This window comes from Nocardiopsis sp. NPDC055551 (assembly GCF_053619415.1).
This window is the reverse complement of the sequence record NZ_JBSHJJ010000006.1, coordinates 63,288-80,032: the sequence shown is the minus strand read 5'-3', so window position 1 is coordinate 80,032 and position 16,745 is coordinate 63,288. Positions and strand designations below refer to the sequence as shown.

13 protein-coding genes are annotated in these 16,745 nt (G+C 71.1%); 4 read left to right on the top strand and 9 right to left on the bottom strand.

The window, feature by feature from the left end; genetic code table 11:
* Positions 1-62 precede the first annotated feature (62 nt).
* The 9 genes from egtD to ACWGSK_RS12460 form a co-directional block, all read right to left on the bottom strand.
* On the bottom strand, positions 63-1,037 hold the full coding sequence (gene egtD / locus ACWGSK_RS12500) for an L-histidine N(alpha)-methyltransferase (protein WP_358508978.1): 975 nt from the start codon (positions 1,035-1,037) through the stop codon (positions 63-65).
* Positions 1,038-1,061: 24 nt separating this feature from the next.
* Complete coding sequence (egtC, locus tag ACWGSK_RS12495) at positions 1,062-1,841, bottom strand: ergothioneine biosynthesis protein EgtC (protein WP_358508977.1); 780 nt, start codon at positions 1,839-1,841, stop codon at positions 1,062-1,064.
* Complete coding sequence (gene egtB / locus ACWGSK_RS12490) at positions 1,841-3,193, bottom strand: ergothioneine biosynthesis protein EgtB (protein ID WP_358508975.1); 1,353 nt, start codon at positions 3,191-3,193, stop codon at positions 1,841-1,843. The genes egtC and egtB overlap by 1 nt, the downstream gene beginning before the upstream one ends.
* Positions 3,190-4,476: an ergothioneine biosynthesis glutamate--cysteine ligase EgtA gene (egtA, locus tag ACWGSK_RS12485; protein WP_358508973.1), complete on the bottom strand. Its 1,287-nt coding sequence runs from the start codon at positions 4,474-4,476 to the stop codon at positions 3,190-3,192. The genes egtB and egtA overlap by 4 nt, the downstream gene beginning before the upstream one ends.
* 407 nt (positions 4,477-4,883) lie before the next feature.
* Positions 4,884-5,957, bottom strand: coding sequence for an ABC transporter ATP-binding protein (locus tag ACWGSK_RS12480; RefSeq protein WP_358508971.1), 1,074 nt, complete (start codon positions 5,955-5,957; stop codon positions 4,884-4,886).
* Positions 5,954-7,003 carry an ABC transporter ATP-binding protein gene (locus ACWGSK_RS12475; RefSeq protein ID WP_358508970.1) on the bottom strand — a complete coding sequence of 350 codons (1,050 nt, stop codon included), beginning with the start codon at positions 7,001-7,003 and terminating at the stop codon, positions 5,954-5,956. Before ACWGSK_RS12475 ends, ACWGSK_RS12480 begins: the two co-directional genes overlap by 4 nt.
* Positions 7,000-7,950: an ABC transporter permease gene (locus ACWGSK_RS12470; RefSeq protein ID WP_358508968.1), complete on the bottom strand. Its 951-nt coding sequence runs from the start codon at positions 7,948-7,950 to the stop codon at positions 7,000-7,002. Before ACWGSK_RS12470 ends, ACWGSK_RS12475 begins: the two co-directional genes overlap by 4 nt.
* The gene (locus ACWGSK_RS12465) at positions 7,947-9,017 is read right to left on the bottom strand and encodes an ABC transporter permease (protein ID WP_358508966.1); all 1,071 of its coding nucleotides are present in this window, start codon (positions 9,015-9,017) and stop codon (positions 7,947-7,949) included. The genes ACWGSK_RS12470 and ACWGSK_RS12465 overlap by 4 nt, the downstream gene beginning before the upstream one ends.
* Positions 9,014-10,852: an ABC transporter substrate-binding protein gene (locus ACWGSK_RS12460; RefSeq protein ID WP_358508964.1), complete on the bottom strand. Its 1,839-nt coding sequence runs from the start codon at positions 10,850-10,852 to the stop codon at positions 9,014-9,016. The genes ACWGSK_RS12465 and ACWGSK_RS12460 overlap by 4 nt, the downstream gene beginning before the upstream one ends.
* 247 nt (positions 10,853-11,099) lie before the next feature.
* On the opposite strand from ACWGSK_RS12460, the gene ACWGSK_RS12455 reads away from it, so the two are divergent.
* From ACWGSK_RS12455 to ACWGSK_RS12440, 4 genes are read left to right on the top strand one after another with little or no spacing between them, the layout of a single operon-like run.
* Entirely contained in the window at positions 11,100-11,813 is a 714-nt protein-coding gene (locus ACWGSK_RS12455) for a metal-dependent hydrolase (protein ID WP_358508962.1), read from the top strand.
* 55 nt (positions 11,814-11,868) lie between these two features.
* On the top strand, positions 11,869-12,528 hold the full coding sequence (locus ACWGSK_RS12450; protein ID WP_452455861.1) for an O-methyltransferase: 660 nt from the start codon (positions 11,869-11,871) through the stop codon (positions 12,526-12,528).
* 41 nt (positions 12,529-12,569) lie between these two features.
* Positions 12,570-13,727, top strand: a complete 1,158-nt coding sequence (locus tag ACWGSK_RS12445) for an exonuclease SbcCD subunit D (RefSeq protein ID WP_358508958.1) — start codon at positions 12,570-12,572, stop codon at positions 13,725-13,727.
* Complete coding sequence (locus ACWGSK_RS12440; protein WP_452455860.1) at positions 13,727-16,714, top strand: AAA family ATPase; 2,988 nt, start codon at positions 13,727-13,729, stop codon at positions 16,712-16,714. The genes ACWGSK_RS12445 and ACWGSK_RS12440 overlap by 1 nt, the downstream gene beginning before the upstream one ends.
* Positions 16,715-16,745: the final 31 nt, after the last annotated feature.

Sequence of the window (16,745 nt, the reverse complement as noted above, 5' to 3'; positions counted from 1 at the left end):
ACCGGAGTCCAGGTGGTGGGGCCGTGGCGCGGTGTCGGCGCGGTGCGCGGTCACCGGGTGGTTCAGCGGACGGTGGACAGGTTGAGGGAGAAGTCACCGGCCGGGTCGGTCCACCAGTGGGTGAGGGTGAAACCGGCCGAGTCCAGTTCTTCGGTGAGCCCCTCACGACGGAACTTGGCGGAGATCTCGGTGCGCATCTCCTCTCCGGGTGCGAAGTCGACCTCCAGGTCGAGGTCGGCCACCCGGACGCGCTGGTGGGAGCGGGCGCGCAGGCGCATCTCGATCCACTCGTGCTCGGCGTTCCACACGGCCAGGTGGTCGAAGGCCGTCGGGTCGAAGTCCCCGCCCAGTCGCCGGTTGATCACCGAGAGGACGTTGCGGTCGAAGGCCGCGGTGACGCCCTGGGAGTCGTCGTAGGCGGCGACCAGGCGCGCCGGATCCTTGACCAGGTCGGCGCCGAGCAGGAGCGTGTCGCCCGGGTCGAGGGCGCCGCGCACGTCGCGCAGGAACCCGGCGCGTTCGGCGGGAGCCTGGTTGCCGATGGTGGATCCCAGGACGGCCAGCAGGCGACGCCCGTCGTGGTCGTTGACCGGCAACAGACCGAGGTGGTGTTCGAAGTCACCGACCACGGCGTGTACGTCCAGGTCGGGATGCTCGTCGGCGACGCGTCGGGCGGAGTCCGCGAGGAAGTCACCGCTGACGTCGACGGGGACGAAGCGTTTCAGGGCACCGTGGCGGCGCAGGGCGTCGAGCAGCAGCCGGGTCTTGACCCCGGAGCCGGATCCGAGCTCGATGAGGGTGACGGCGTCGGCGGTCCGGGCGATCTCGTCCGAGCGCCGTTCGAGGATGCCGCGTTCGGCACGGGTGGGGTAGTACTCGGGCAGCCGGGTGATGTCCTCGAACAGGGCGCTGCCGTGTTCGTCGTAGAACCACTTGGGCGGGAGCCGTTTGGGGTGGGCGGTGAGGCCTTCGGCGACGTCGGCGCGCAACGCCTTGTCGAGGTCGTCCGCGGTGAGGTTTCGGTCGATCCGGAACATGTTGCCTCCTGTTTCCCATACCGGTCAGCCGAGCGGCCGGATGTCGGTGTGTTCCCGGGTGGCGACCACCAAGGACTCCGCGGGGACCTCCCGCCAGCCGCGCCCATCGTCGAAGGGCTCGGAGGCCAGGAAGACCTCGTCGCCCTCCCCCTCCGCGCGTCCGGGCCGACGCAGGGTGAACAGGGTGTCCCCGGCGGTCGTGCCGACGATCGTCGTGCCGTCCCCGGCCAGCAGGTTGTAACGACCCTCGGAGTGTTCGCGGGCCCGGCGCACCACGGCGGCCAGGGCCCCCGGCAGATCACCGGAGGCCCGCCACAGCCGCAGCGTGTGCGCGAACAACGGGGCCGAGTCCACCGGCGCCCGCGCCTCCAGGGCGTCCGGGAGCGGGGGCGAGCCGAGCGCCACGGCGAGCGCGTGGTCGTCCTTGGCCGCCCCGTTGTGGCTGAACAGCAGGTGGTCCGCCCGGAAGGGTTGGGCGCCGGACTCCTCGGAACCGAAGCCGACGGTGGCGTCGCGCACGGCCGCGACCACGCACCCGGAGGTGATGGCGCGGGCCGTGTCACCGAAGGAGGAGTCACCCCAGATCGGCATGGCCCTCCGGTAGCGCAGGGGTGGCGTGGGCCCTTCGGTCGCCTCCGGCCCGGGCCCCGGCGGGTACCAACCGACACCGAACCCGTCGGCGTTGACGGTTCCGTACCGCTGGTGTCGGGGCGCCCAGGACTGGACGAACAGCGAGTGCGGCGCCGTGTACAGCAGCTCGTGCAACGTGCGCGGCGGGCCCAGGTAGGCGAGGTGGCGGCACATCAGGCGCGGTCCGCGTCGCGTGCGCAACGAAAGCCGCTGAAGATCTGTCGTCGGATCGGGTGGTCCCAGTTGCGGAAGGTGGAACGCACGGCGGCGGGATGGGTGGCCCACGACCCTCCGCGCAGGACCTTGTAGCCGTCGTCGAAGAAGACCTCCGAGTACTCGCGGTAGGGGAAGGATCGGAACCCCGGGTAACCGTGGAAGGTGGTGGAGGTCCACTCCCACACGTCCCCGATGAGTTGTTGGACGCCGAGCGGGGAGGCGCCGTCGGCGTGGGTGCCCACCGGGTCGGGTCCGAGCCGACGCCGACCGAGGTTGGCGTGGCGTGGTTCGGGTTCGGCGTCGCCCCAGGGGAAGCGGTGGCAGCGTCCGGTGGCGGGGTCGAACCGGGCCGCCTTCTCCCACTCGGCCTCGGTGGGCAGCCGTTTGCCCGCCCAACGGGCGTAGGCCTCGGCCTCGTGGTAGCTCACGTGTTGGACGGGCTCGTTCGGCGGCACCTCCTCGTGTCGACCGAAGCGGCGGCGGGTCCAGAGGCCGTTCTCCAGGGTCCAGAAGGCCGGTGCCGCGGCGTCCCTGGCACGAGCCCACTCCCGGCCGGCGGGGCTCCACCAGCGCGGGTCCCGGTAGCCGCCGTCGGCGATGAACTCCTGGTAGGCGGCGTTGGTCACGAGGGCGGTGTCGATCCAGAAGGCGGGGAGGTCGACAGTACGCGCGGGGCGTTCGTTGTCGAAGGACCACGGGTCGTCGTCGGTGCCCAAGGTGAAGGGGCCGGCCGGGACCAGGACCTCTCGGGCCGGTGGAGGGCTCACCGGCCCGAGGACGGAGGCCTTCTCCAGCAGGACGGGAGCGCCACGACGCAGCTGGTGGGTGGCGAGCATGGTCTCTCCGTGCATGAACTCGTGCTGGATGACCATGTGGAAGACGAAGCCCGCTTCGAGCAGGGAGTGTTCCGAGGGCGTCACCTCGCCCGGTGTCGGCGGGGGGACGGACAGGTCGGCGCCGTCCAGGGTGTCGAGGACCTCCCGCCGCACCCGCGCGTTGTACTCGCTCGCCTCGTCGGGACGCAGCAGCGGCAGGGTGACCCGGTCCGCGCGCGGGTTCTCGAAGGCGTCGTAGAGCCCGTCGATGTCCGGGCGCAGTGCCTCGCGGCGGCCCGCGGCACGGAGCAGCCACTGCTCCTCGTAGTTGCCCACGTGCGCCAGATCCCAGACCAGGGGCGACATCAACGGGGAGTGCTGGGCGAGCAGTTCGTCCTCGTCGAGGGCATCGATGGTCAGTTCCCTGCTGTGCCGCCTGCTGTGGTCGAGTTCGGCGGCGATGCGTTCCTTGGCGCGTTCCTGTTCCAGGCTCATGACGAACCTCCACGGTGGGCGGGGTGCCGGCGCGCGGTGACCGTCGAGTCGGCGGGTCGCGGCGCGGGCACCTGGAGAGCGGTGTCGGCGGGGCACAGCCCTCGCCGAACGTAGTGGTCGGCGTACTCGTCGACGAGTGCGGCGAGCCCGGCCGCGCCCATGCGGGGCAGGGCCTCTGTCGCGGCGTCGAAGCAGGCCCTCGCGCACGCGGCGACATCGGCGTCCTCGGGGCCCAGTCGGGCGGAGCGCAGCCACAGCGTGGGAGTGGGCGCGGCGCCGCGGCACAGGCGCTCGGTGGCCTCCTCCGCGATGGCCCTGGCCCGTGGGTCGTCGGTCAGGGCGGCGGCGAGCGCCACCGGGACCGGCCACCAGCGCAAGGGCACGGTGTCGATCATGCGCAGTTCCCACCAGCCGCGCGGGCGGATGGGCGGGAACAGGGTGCTCAGATGGAACTCCAGGTCGGCGAGGGTCACCGGACGCGGGCCCCGCCCGTCGACCCAGTCGGCCAGGGTGATCCCCGGGTCGGCGGTCCAGGCACCGCCCCCACCGGGGATCTCGGGCAGGGCCATCACCCGCGCGCCCAGGGCGTACTCGGCCCAGGCGGTGGCGGGATCGGTCTCGGGGCCGGGTTCCAGCACGGGTCGGGTGCGGGTCGCGTCGGTGGCCGCCCAGATGGCCCACCGGGAGGACTTCCAGCCGGTCGGGTGGCCTCGCCAGACGGCCGAGTTGGCGAAGGCGGCGACCAGGACGGGGCCCAGACGGTGCAGGAACCGCCAACGCCCACGGATGTCGGCGGCGTCCGCTCCGTTGTCCAGGCACACCTGGATGGACGCGGAGCTGCACATCATGGTGCGGCCACTGGCGTGGCGGTGTCGGTCGAAGAAACGCTCCATCGCCGTGTAACGGGGAGATCGGAGCTGTCGTTCGGGCGGACGTACGGGGTCGAGCGCGGTCTCGGCCAGGTACAGTCCGGCGCCCGTGAGGGCCTTCTCGACGTGCCGCAGGTCGACGGCGAGGGCCTCGTGGGCTTGGGCGAGTCCCGGCAACGCCGGTGAGCTGAGCTCGATCTGGCCGCCCGGTTCGAAGGTGATCCGGCTTCCCGCGGGCGGGGGGCCACAGGCCTCCACGAGCTCCGCGAGACGGTCGATGGTGACGGGTGCGGTGGGACGTTCGGGGTCGGTGACCAACCATTCGGTCTCGGCCCCGACCTTGCCGGGAGGGCCGGTCTTGAAACAGATCCCGTTGATGTACTCGTGAACGTCTTCCGTGGTCATGTGCGGCATGGGTTGACTCCCTCGGAGTGACACCTCAAGGGTCCTGCCCGGAGCGCCGCGACGGTGAACATGTGCGATCACCCCAACCGGATCGAGGGCGGCCGGCGGGTGGACCGACATCCTGTCGGCACACCCGCCGGCCACACGCTTCTCGCGCGGGAGGTGTCGACGCCGGCCTTACCCGCACAAAAAGTGATCTGAGTCACATTGAACGGGAGACTCGCCCCCGTGCCGCGCCCACGTCACGTCCCCGCTGGTCAAGGCCCACCTCGAAGACCTCGTGCCGCACCTGTCCCACCGCTCCCACCGGTGACTCGCGCACCTCACGTCCGGGCCCGGACGCCGGGGCCTCGCGGCCGGGGACAAGGTGTGGAACCCCGAGTCCCGGAGCCGTCCACGGTCAGTGGTTCGGTCGGTCAGGTGGCCCGTTCGGGCAGGCGACCGGACTCGTCGGCGGCCGCCCAGTGGCAGGCCACGCGACGCTCGGCCCCGCCGCTCAGGATCGCCGGATCCACGCTCACGCACCGGTCGGCCACCCCTGCCCTCTCGGCCTCCCCTGAGGCCAGGATCGGGCAGCGCGGATGGAAACGGCACCCCGGAGGCACCTGCTTGGGGTCCGGTGGCTCACCGCTGAGCACCACCGGCCCCTCCTCCACACCGGAGTCGGGCAGCACCGACAGCAGGGCGCGCGTGTACGGGTGCGCGGGCGAGGACAGCACCTCCTCCACCGTGCCCAGTTCCACCACTCGTCCCAGGTACATCACGGCCACCCGGTCCGCGATGTTCCAGGCCAGGCCGAGGTCGTGCGTGGCCACCAGGGCGGACAACCCCAGTTCGTCGCGCAACTCCAGCAAGAGTCGCAGGATCTCGCCGCGCACCGAGGCGTCCAGGGACGCCACCGGTTCGTCGGCCACCAGCACCTCGGGGTCCAGGACCAGGGCTCCGGCGATCACCACACGCTGGCGTTGGCCCCCCGACAGCTCGTGCGGGTAGCGCGAGAGGAAGCGTTCGGGCGGGCGCAGACCGGCGCGGGACAGCGCGCGTTCCACCCGTTCCGACTCGTCGACCGTGGTGCCCTCGTGCACACGAAGACCCTCGACCACCGACTCGTATACGGTGCGCCTCGGATTGAGCGAACCCATCGGGTCCTGCTGCACGAGCTGCACTCGGCGCCGGTAGGACCGCAGGTCACGGGAGCGGTAGCGCAGCGGCTCGCCCTCGAACAACACCCGGCCGGCGGTGGGCCGCTCCAATCCCAGGAGCGTGCGGGCCAGGGTGGTCTTGCCACAGCCGGACTCCCCGACCAGGGCCACGATCTCCCCGGGCGCCACGTCCAGGTGAACGCCGTCCACCGCACGGGCGGTGCCCCGCCCTCCGCCGGGGGCGAACCCGGCCGTGAAGGCCACCTCCACGGAGTCGGCCCGCAGGACGGGCGGTGTCCGCGCCTCGGCGTCGGCGGAGGGCGGGCGGGGGGCGGTGTCGGCGCTCAACGGCTCGTCTCCTCTGTGCTGGTCTCCCCGGTCGGGTCGACGCCCTCGCTCTCCTTCGAGAGTGATCCCGGCCCCACGTGCACGCACGCCGCGTGCCGGTCGGCGTGCCCGTCGGCGCCGGGGTGGACCGGCCACAGTGGCGGGTCCACGGTGGCGCACACCGACTCGGCCACCGCGCAGCGCGGTCGGAACACGCAGCCCGACGGTGGGTCGGCCGGGTCCGGTGGGTCGCCCGGCAGGCCGCGCGGGGCCAGTCGGGAGGCGGGGTCGCCGATCTTGGGGAAGGCGGCGCTGAGCGCGCTCGCGTACGGGTGGGCGGGCCGGTGCACCACGTCCCGCGCCGGCCCCTCCTCCACGATCCGACCGGCGTACATGACCGCGAGCCGATCACAGGTGGCGGCCAGTACGGACAGGTCGTGGCTGATCATCAGCATGCCGATGCCGGTCTCCTCGACCAGCCCGCGCAGCAACGCGAGGATCTGCGCCTGGATCATGACGTCCAGGGCGGTGGTGGCCTCGTCGGCGATGATCAGCCGCGGCTCGCAGGCCAGGGCCATCGCGATCATCACCCGCTGGCGTTGTCCCCCGGACAACTGGTGGGGATAGTCCTGGGAACGGGAGACCGGCAGGCCCACCTGTTCCAGGAGTTCGGTGACCCGGGTAGCGACCCGGTCCGACTTCACGGTCCGGTGCAGCACGAGGGGCTCGGCGATCTGGTCGCCGATCCGCTTGACCGGGTTGAGGGAGTGCATGGCCCCCTGGAAGACCACCGAGGCACCGACCCAGCGCACGGCGCGCAGGCGTCCCCACTTCATCTCCAGGACGTTCTCGCCCTCCAGCAGGATGTCCCCGGTGACGCGGGCGGTGGCGGGCAGCAGGCGCAGCAGCGCCAGGGCCACGGTGGACTTGCCACTGCCGGACTCCCCCGCCACACCGAGGGTGTCACCGCGGCCCAGGGACAGGTTCACGCCGCGCACCGCCGGGATCTCACCCCCACCGGTAGCGTAGGTGACGCGCAGGTCCCGGACGTCGAGAAGGCCGCTCACCCGGCTCCTCCCCTCAGACGTGGGTTGATGACGGACTCGACCGCGCGCCCGCACAGGGTGAAGGACAGCGCGACCACGGCGATGGCCAGCCCGGGTGGGACGATGTACCACCAGATCCCGGCGCTGATCGCCCCGGAGGTGCGTGCGGCCTGGAGGATGCCACCCCAGGAGATGGTGGTGGGGTCGCCCATCCCCAGGAAGGCGAGGGTGGACTCGGCGATGATCGAGGTCGCCACCAACAGCGTGGTCTGGGCGAGCACCACCGGCATCACGTTCGGCAGCACGTGCCAGCCCATGACGTGGGCGTGGCCGCCGCCCAGGGCCCGGGCGCGTTCCACGTAGGGTCGGGCCTCCACCGCCAGCGTCTGGGCGCGCACCAGTCGGGCGGTGGGCGGCCAGACGGTGAGCCCGATCGCGAGGATGATGGTGCCGGTGCCGCGCGGCAGCACCGCGGCCAGGGCCACCGCCAGGACCAGGGTGGGCAGCACCAGGAACCAGTCGGTGACGCGCATGATCACCGAGGAGACCACTCGGCCGCCCACCCCTCCGGAGGAGCCGAAGTGACCGGCGGTCACCCCGGCCAGGGTGCCCAGGGTGACGGAGACGAACGTGGCCAGCAGCCCGACCGTCAACGAGACGCGCGCGCCCCAGATGATCAGGTCCAGGATCGAACGGCCGAAGTTGTCGGTGCCCAGCGGGAACTCCGTGCTGGGCGGCTGGTAGCTGTCACCGGGCGCACCGGTGATGGTCAGGTGCGCCTGGTCCACGAACAGGGGCGCGGTCAGGGCGAGCACGCCGATCGTGAGCAGCGAGGCCAGGCCGAACAGGCCGGCGCGGTTGCGCGCGTAGTCGCGGGCGAACCGACCCAGGGCCTCACGACGTCGTTTCCGGGCCAGGGCGCGGGGCGAGACCGCCGTGCCGGGCGCGGGTTCGGTGGGGGCGCTCATGGGCGCACCCGGGGGTCGAGCAGCGGATACACCAGGTCGGCCAGGAGGTTCATGAGGATCACCGAGGCCGCGAAGACCACGAACAGACCTTGGACGAGGCCGAGGTCGGGGACTTCCAGGCCGGAGTAGAAGAGTTGGCCGAGGCCGGGCCAGGAGAAGACCGTCTCCACCAGGATCACCCCGGACACGACCTGTCCGAGGTTGAGGAAGATGAGGGTGACGGTGGGCAGCAGCGCGTTGGGCACGGCGTGCCTGCGCCTGACCAGGACGTCGCGCAACCCCTTGGCGCGGGCGGTGGTCAGGTAGTCCGCCCCCTTCTCGTCCATGAGGGAGGAGCGCATGATCATCAGGTATTGGGCGTAGATCACCGCCACCATCGTGGTGACCGGCAGGACCATGTGCTGGGCGGTGCTCAGCGCACGTTCCACGGGGCCGGTCAGGCCCGGGTCGACCATGCCGCCGGTCGGGAACAGGCCGGGCATGAAGCCGCGGCCGGAGGCCAGCAGGACGATGAGGAGCAGGCCGAGCCAGAAGGTGGGCACCGACCAGAAGAACAGCGCGACGGCGGTGTTGACCCGATCGCCGCGCCCGCCCGGCCTCCAACCGGCGCGCGAGCCCAGGAACAGGCCGAGCAGCGCGGCGATGACCGTGCCGGTACCGGCGAGCAGGATGGTCGGCCCCAGACGTTCCAGGATGAGGTCCACGACCGGTTCGCGGTACTGGAAGGACACACCCAGGTCGAGGTGGATCAGCCCTTCGGCGTAGTCGAGGAACTGTCGCCACAGGGGCTGGTCGAGGCCGAACTGGCGGCGCAGCTCCGCCCGCTGTTCGGCGGTGACCTCGCGTCCCTCCGTCATGGCGCGGACGGGGTCGCCGGGCAGGATCCGGAAGAGGAAGAACCCGGCGACGATCACGGCGAACAGGGACACGACCGCGGTCATCAGGCGGCCGGCCACGTAGGTGATCACCCGTCGTGCCCGGTGCCCTCCCCCCGGGGCCGCCGGGGCGGGGAGCCCATCGGCCCCCGCCCCGTCCGGTCCGTCCACCTCGATGGGCGTGGTCGTCACTCGCGGTCCTCCACGGTGGAACGGTTGCGGAAGAACAGGAACGCGCCACCGGCGAGCAGGACGAGGACCACGACGCCGATGCCGATGCCCACCCCGGTGGAGATCCCGCCGCCGTTCGCGTCGGATCCGCCTTCAGCGGGCTGGGCGGACCACCAGGCCCAGTAGCCGTCCTGGCCCCAGATGTTGCCGCCCTCGGTCGGCTCCAGCTGGATGCTCTCGATGTGGTCGGTCCGGTAGGCCTCCATGATGTTCGGGTAGGCCAGGACGTTGACCACGGCCTCCTCGTAGAGGATCTCCTGCATCTGGTGGACGATCTCGGCGCGGGCCTCGTGGTCGTACTCGCTCAGCTGCGCCTCGTAGAGCTCGTCGTACTCCTCGTCGCAGAAGTAGGCGTCGCCCTGCATGGTGCCCGGTTCGGTCGGCAGCGCGTCGCAGGTGTGGATGCTGAACACGTAGTCGGGGTCGGGGTTGACCGTCCACCCGGTGAAGATGAGGTCGTACTCGGCGTCGTAGAGGGCGTCGCTCAGGATGCCCGGGTCGACGGTCTGGTTGTCGATCTCGATGCCGATGTCGGCGAGGCGCTCGGCGATGACCTGTCCGGCCTGGACGTTGTCCGGGCGGTCGGAGTGCACGTGCATGCGCAGTTCGAGGCGGTCGTCGTCGGGTGAGACGCGCACCCCGTCGTCGCCCCTTTCGTAGCCGGCCTCGTCGAGCATCTCGTTGGCGGCGTCCGGGTCGAAGTCGAGGGTGGCCTCCTCGCCCTCGGGCGACCAGTGGAAGTCGGTGTAGCGCGGCGGGATGTAGCCACCGGCCGCGACGGCCTGGCCGTTGGCGCCCTGCTGGACGATCTCCTCGTTGTCGATGCCCATGACGATGGCCTGGCGCAGGGTCCGGTCCTGGAGCGCGGGGTGTCCGTCGCCGAACGCCTCACCGTCCTGGGTCTCCGCGCCCGGGTTGATCGTGAAGGCCTGGAACCGCTTGCCGTCGGCGATGTTGACCGCGATGTCCTCGGTCGACTCCAGGGAGGTGACCTGGGCGTCGGTCAGTTCGTAGACGAAGGAGACCTCGCCGCTGCGCAGCGCCTCGACGGCGGCGTCCTTCTCGGAGTAGTAACGGAAGTACAGCTCGTCGAAGCCGGCCGGGCCACGCCAGTGGTCGGGGTTGGCCTCCAGACGGATGTGCTCGCCTCGGGAGTGCTCGGTGAGGGCGAAGGGTCCGCTGCCGACCGTGGGGAAGTCGTCGCCGGCGTAGTCGGAGAAGGCCTCGCCCTCCTCCTCCACGATCGGTTCCCACACGTGCCGGGGCACGATCGGGACGTTGAGCGCGGTCATGGTGGCCTGGGGCTCGTCGAGTTCGATGACCACGGTCTGGTCGTCCTCGGCGATGACCTCCTCGAACCCGGCGACGTAGTTGCCCGAGGCGATGGCCGCGGCGTCGTTCTCCATGATGGTGGTGAAGGTCCACGCGACGTCGTCGGCGGTGAGCTGCTCGCCGTCGGTGAAGAAGACGTCGTCACGGAGGTTGAAGGTCCAGGTCAGACCATCATCGGAGGTGTCCCAGCTCTCCGCGAGGGAGGGCGCGGGCTCGTTGGTCTCCGGGTCGACCGTCACGATGCTGTCGTAGACGTGTCTGAGGATGTTGGTGGTGACGGCCAACTGCGCCGTGAACGGGTTGAACGAGTCCACCTGCTGGGAGATGGCCACGGTGAGGGTGTTCGCGTCGGACTCTTCGGCCGCCGCGGGTACCGCGGACAGCCCCCCGAGCAGGATCAGCGCGCCGGTGGAGGCCAGCGTCCGGCGAAAAAGGGCGCCGGTGGGAGGTGGGTGCTGTGTCATGACGGCCCCTGTCGATTCATCGTGGGGTGGTGGCCTGGCCACCTGGGGGTGGTTGGTTGTCTACCAACAGGTTGTGACGAGCGTCAATCATCTCCGAGGTGAGGCGGGATATCGCAACACATTCGACTCCTACGGCGGGAATCAGGGTCGTTTCGCGGGATCGGAGTGGCGAAAGGGTCTTCATCGGTCGACCGAAACCCGAACACCGATTCGCGGCGAATAGAGGACTTCCGCTACGGTTCCCGCCATGATGGGGCACTCTCACGCACTGAGCGGCGTGGTCGGTTGGATGGCGGTCGTTCCGCTCGTCCAAGGCAAGGAATTCCTCGGTCTCAGTTTCGAACTGGGCCCGGGTGAAATCGTCGCCGGATCCTTGGTGTGCGCGGGGGCGGCCCTCCTGCCCGACGTGGACCACAAGAGCGCGACGGTGACCAAGACCTACGGGAAGGTCACCGAGGTCCTCAGTGACATTCTGAACTGGGCCTTCGGCGGTCACCGGATGGGAACGCACTCGTTCTTCTTCGCCGCGTTGATGGGTGTCCTGGTCACCGCCCTGGCCCTGTGGTCGGAGTTGGCCGTCCAGGTGTTCGTGTTCCTGCTCATCGGTATCGCCCTCCAGGGGCTGGGTTTCGGTCTGGACAAGAACCGGGCCGCGTCGGGGATCATCAACGCCTTGGGCACCGCGGCGATCACCCTGGGCCTGTACGCGGCCGGTCTGAACTACACCTGGCTCGGCCTGGCGGTCGCCTTCGGCGTGATCCTGCACTTCTTCGGCGACATGATCACCAAGATGGGCGTCCCGATCTTCTGGCCGTTCTGGAAGAAGCGCATCGGGCAGGGTCGGGGCTTCGTCACCGACGGTCCCGTGGAGAAGAAGGTCGTCACCCCGCTGCTCACCATCGGTGTCGTCGTCGGGTCGATCTACCTCTTCGACTGGCCCACCCTGCTCCCCCAGCACTGATCCTCCCCGGTCGCGGTCCTGGCCTGGGCCGGGCCGGGGTCCTAGGGTTGTGCGGGTGACTCGAACCTCAGAAGGCCTCACCCCGGAACTGCACGCCTACGTCGTCGCCCACAGCGAACAGGTCGACTCCGTCCTCGCCGACCTGGCCGAGGAGACCGCTCGGCTCTTCCCCCAGCAGCGGGGCATGCAGATCGGCCCCGAGCAGGGAGCGTTCACCACCCTTCTCACGCGGCTGTCCGGGGCCCGGAACGCGGTGGAGGTCGGTACGTTCACCGGTTACTCCTCCATCTGCTTCGCCCGCGGCCTTCCCGACGACGGCACCCTCCTGGCGCTGGACATCAGCGAGGAGTGGACGTCGGTGGCCCGCCGCTACTGGGAGCGAGCCGGGGTCTCCGACAAGATCGAGCTGCGGATCGGACCGGCCCTGGAGTCCCTGCGCGCCCTGCCCGAGGACACCCGGTTCGACCTGGCGTTCCTGGACGCGGACAAGACCGGCTACCTCGATTACTGGGAGGAACTCGTCCCGCGGATCCGTCCCGGCGGACTGCTGCTGGCCGACAACACCCTCTCCCACGGGCGGGTGATCGACCCCGAGCAGACCGCGCCCCACGTGCAGGGCATCCGCGACTTCAACGACCGTCTGGTGGCCGACGACCGGGTCTCCCAGGTCCTGCTCCCCCTCGGCGACGGGCTCACCCTGGCCCGAAAGCTGTAGGATCGCCGGTTCTCCCGACGGGAACACCCGCGACTTGGGTAATGTCCACTTCCATGCGCCTGCTGCACACATCGGACTGGCACCTGGGTCGCTCCTTCCACCGGGAGAACCTCATCGACGCCCAGGCCGCGTTCCTGGACCACCTCGTCGACACCATCCACGCCGAACGGATCGACGTGGTCGTGGTCGCCGGGGACCTCTACGACCGCGCCCTGCCACCGGTGGACGCCGTGCGCCTGTTCGACCGGGCGTTGGGACGGATCCGCGCGACCGGGGCGCGCGCCGTGCTGATCAGTGGAAACCACGACTCCCTCACCCGCATGGCCTTCGCCACCGACCTCATCGACGCCGCCGGGATCCACCTGCGCAGCTCCCTGGAGGGGGTGGGCGAACCGGTGGTCATCGACGACGAGCACGGACCGGTCGCCTTCTACGGCATCCCCTACCTGGAACCGGAGATCGCCCGGCACCACTGGGACCTGACCGAACGTGGGCACCCCGCGGTGATCGGACACGCCATGGGTCTGATCCGGGCCGACCTGGACGAGCGCCCCGGCACCCGTTCGGTGGTGCTCTCGCACGCCTTCGTCACCGGCGGCGAGGGCTCCGACAGCGAACGCGACATCTCCGTGGGCGGTGCCTCGCACGTGCCCGCCTCGATCTACGACGGGGTCGACTACGTCGCTCTGGGCCACCTGCACGGCCGACAGACCATCACCCCCACCGTGCGTTACCCGGGCAGCCCGCTGGCCTACTCCTTCTCCGAGGAACGCCACCGCAAGGGCTGCTGGGTGGTGGAGTTGGACGCCGACGGGTTCGCCGGGGCCGAGTTCGTGGACGCCCCGGTGCCGCGTCCCCTCGCCCGGATCCGCGGGCGCCTCGACGACCTGCTCACCGGCACCGGTTGGGAGCGTTACACCGGTCACTGGCTACAGGTCACCCTCACCGACCCGCGTCGGCCGGCCCGGCCCATGGAGCGGCTGCGCGAACGATTCCCCCACGCCCTGTTGTTGGAGTTCGCCCCCGAGGGCGGCGCGCCCGACCGGCGACCCGTCACCGGCGCGATCGCCGAACGCCCCGAACGCGACGTGGTCGCCGACTTCGTCGAATGGGCCCGCGGCGCACCCGCCACCCCGGACGAGCGCGCGCTCGTGGACCGGGCCGTCGAAGAGGTCCGGCTCCAGGAAGGGATCCACTGATGCGCCTGCACGATCTCACCATGACCGCGTTCGGCCCCTTCGCCGGTACCGAACGGGTGGACTTCGATCGGCTCGGCCAGGGCGGGCTCTTCCTCGTCCACGGCCCCACCGGGGCGGGCAAGACCTCCGTGCTGGACGCGGTCTGCTTCGCGCTGTACGGAAGCGTCCCCGGGGCCCGCAGCAAGGACCGCTCCCCCAAGAGCGACCACGCGCCACCGGACCTGGAGCCGGAGGTGACCCTGGAGTTCACCATCCGAGGGCGCCGGATCCGGATCAACCGCAAGCCCCGCTGGGAGCGTCCCAAAAAGCGAGGCACCGGCACCGTCACCCAGAACCAGAAGGTGGTGGTCCAGGAGCTGCTGGAGGGAACGTGGCAGCCGGTCACCACTCGCCCCGACGAGGCCGGACAGTTCATCGGTGACCAGGTGGGGCTCACCCTCACCCAGTTCTGCCAGATCGTCATGCTGCCCCAGGGCGACTTCGCCCAGTTCCTGCGGGCCAAGTCGGACGACCGCCGCAAGTCCTTGGAGCGGATCTTCAACACCCGGGTGTTCCGGGACGTGGAGGAATGGCTGGGCGGCCACACTCGCAGGCTCGAACGCGAGGTGCGTTCGGCCGAGGAACGAGTGCGCGAGGTCGCCGGTCGGATCGCCGAGGTGGGCCGCTCCACCACGCCACAGGAGTCGGACCCGGCCGAGTTGAGCGCTTGGGCCACCGAGCTGGCCGTGGTCACCGCCGCGACCGTTCGGGACACCGAACCGCTCATGGATGAGTTCACGTTCGCCCGGGACCTGGCCCGGCGGGCGCTGACCGAGGGGCGCTCGCTGGGGGAGCGGCGTGCCCGGCTCGACCAGGCCCGGGAGCGGAGCGCGGTGTTGGAGGAACACCGGCCCTGGCGCGCCCGTTCCGAGGAACGCCTGACCGCCGCGGAGCGCACCGACGCCGTGCTGCCGTTCCTGCGCGCCCGTGACCACCGCCGCACCGAACTGGACAAGGCGGAGTTGGCCGTCACCGACCGATTGTCGTTGGTGGCGGGCCTGCCCGACCTGGACGTGACCACCTCGACCGGCGCGGAGTCGTTGCGTGCCGCCGAGCGGGGACGCCGCGACGAACTGGCCCGACTGGAGCTGCTGCGTGGTGACGCCGAACGCCGCCGGGCACTGCGCGGGGAACTGGCCGACCTGGACCGGCGGCTGACCGGGGTCCGCGCCGAGTCGGAGCGGGCCGGGGAGCGTAAGGAGACACTGCCGATCCAGGTGACCGCCGTCGAGCGGGAACTGGAACGGGTACGCGAACACGCCGGGTCGGTGGAGACGGCCCAGGACGCGTTGACGTTGGCGGAGAAGCGGCACACGGCGGCCGTGGCGCACGAGCGGCTCACCGTGGAACTGGAGCGGGCGCAGGAGACCCGGCGAACGGTCGTGGACACCGCGCAGCGGGCCGTGGACCACGCACAGGACCTATCGAAGCGGCGGATCGGACAGATGGCGGCCGAGCTCGCCACCGATCTGGCCGAGGGGTCGGCGTGCGCGGTGTGCGGATCGGTCGAACACCCCTCCCCCGCGACGCCGAGCGAGGGCGGCCTGGTCTCCGCCGACCGGGAGAAGGAGGCCCATGCCGCCGCGGAGCGGGCCGCCACGGACCGGTCGACGGCCGAGCGCGCGGTGGAGCGGGTCCGGGGTCGGTTGGAGGCCGAGGCCAGGGTCGCGGAGGATCGCACCGTCACGAGCGCGGAGGAGGAGGTCGGGGCCGCACGTGCCCGCTTGGCCGAGGCCCGCGCCGCCGTCGGTGAGCGTAAGAACCTGGAACAGGAGCTGGTCCGGCTCCGCGAGGAGCTACGGCACGCCGAGGAGCGTGTGGGCGCGCTGAGCCGCCAGGAGGGTGAGTTCCTGGCCCGTCGGGAGAGCGCACAGGCCGAATACGAACGGCTCACGGCGCTGCTGGACGAGGCCCGTGGCGCCGACGCCGGACTGCCCGAACGCATCGCGCGCCTGACCGGCGAGGCCGACCTGTTGCGCGGGACCGCCGAGGCGATGGACCAGCGCGCACGGGCCGCCGAGGAGCTGCGCGCCGCCGGGGCCGAGGCCGAGGCGGCCCGGGCCGAGACCGGGTTCACCGACGAGGCCGAGGTCCTGGAGGCCGCGCTGGACGATCGGGAGCGTCGGGACCTGCGCCGTCGCACTCGTGACTTCGACGATCAGTGGGCGGCGGTTCGGGAACGCTTGGCCGATCCCGAACTCGTGGCCGCCGGTGAGCAGGAGCCACCGGACCTGATCGCGTTGGAGACCGTGGCCGCCACCGCCGAGCACGCCGCCGAACGTGTCTTGACCTGGCAGGGCATGTTCGCCGATCGGGCGCGCCGGTTGGGTGATCTGCGCGCCGAGCTGGCCGATCGGATGGCGGGTTCGGAGCCGGTGCTGCGCCGCTACGCGATCGCGCAGGGGCTGAGCACCCTGGCCGCGGGCACGTCCCCGGACAACACCGACAGCGTGCGGTTGTCCGCCTACGTCCTGGCGGCCCGGCTGGAGCAGGTGGTGGCGGCCGCCAACGACCGACTGCTGACCATGTCGGACGGCCGTTACGAACTGCGCTACACCGTCGACAAGGCGGCCGGGGACGGGCGGGCCCGTTCCGCGGGTGGTCTGGGCATGCGCGTGCTGGACTCCTGGACCGGACTCGAACGCGACCCGGCGACGCTGTCGGGCGGAGAGACCTTCTTCAGCTCGTTGGCGCTGGCCCTGGGGCTGGGCGACGTGGCCACCGCGGAGGCCGGCGGCACCGAGATCGACACCCTGTTCGTCGATGAGGGGTTCGGCACCCTGGACGAGGACACCTTGGAAGAGGTCCTGGACGTGTTGGACCGGCTGCGCGACGGCGGCCGGGCGGTGGGCGTGGTGAGCCACGTGGCGGACCTGCGCCGACGGGTGACCACACGCTTGACCGTGCGCAAGAGCGCCGCCGGTTCGAGCGTGGAACACCACGGCTGATCCGACCATCGCCGCTCGGGTACCCCGGGTC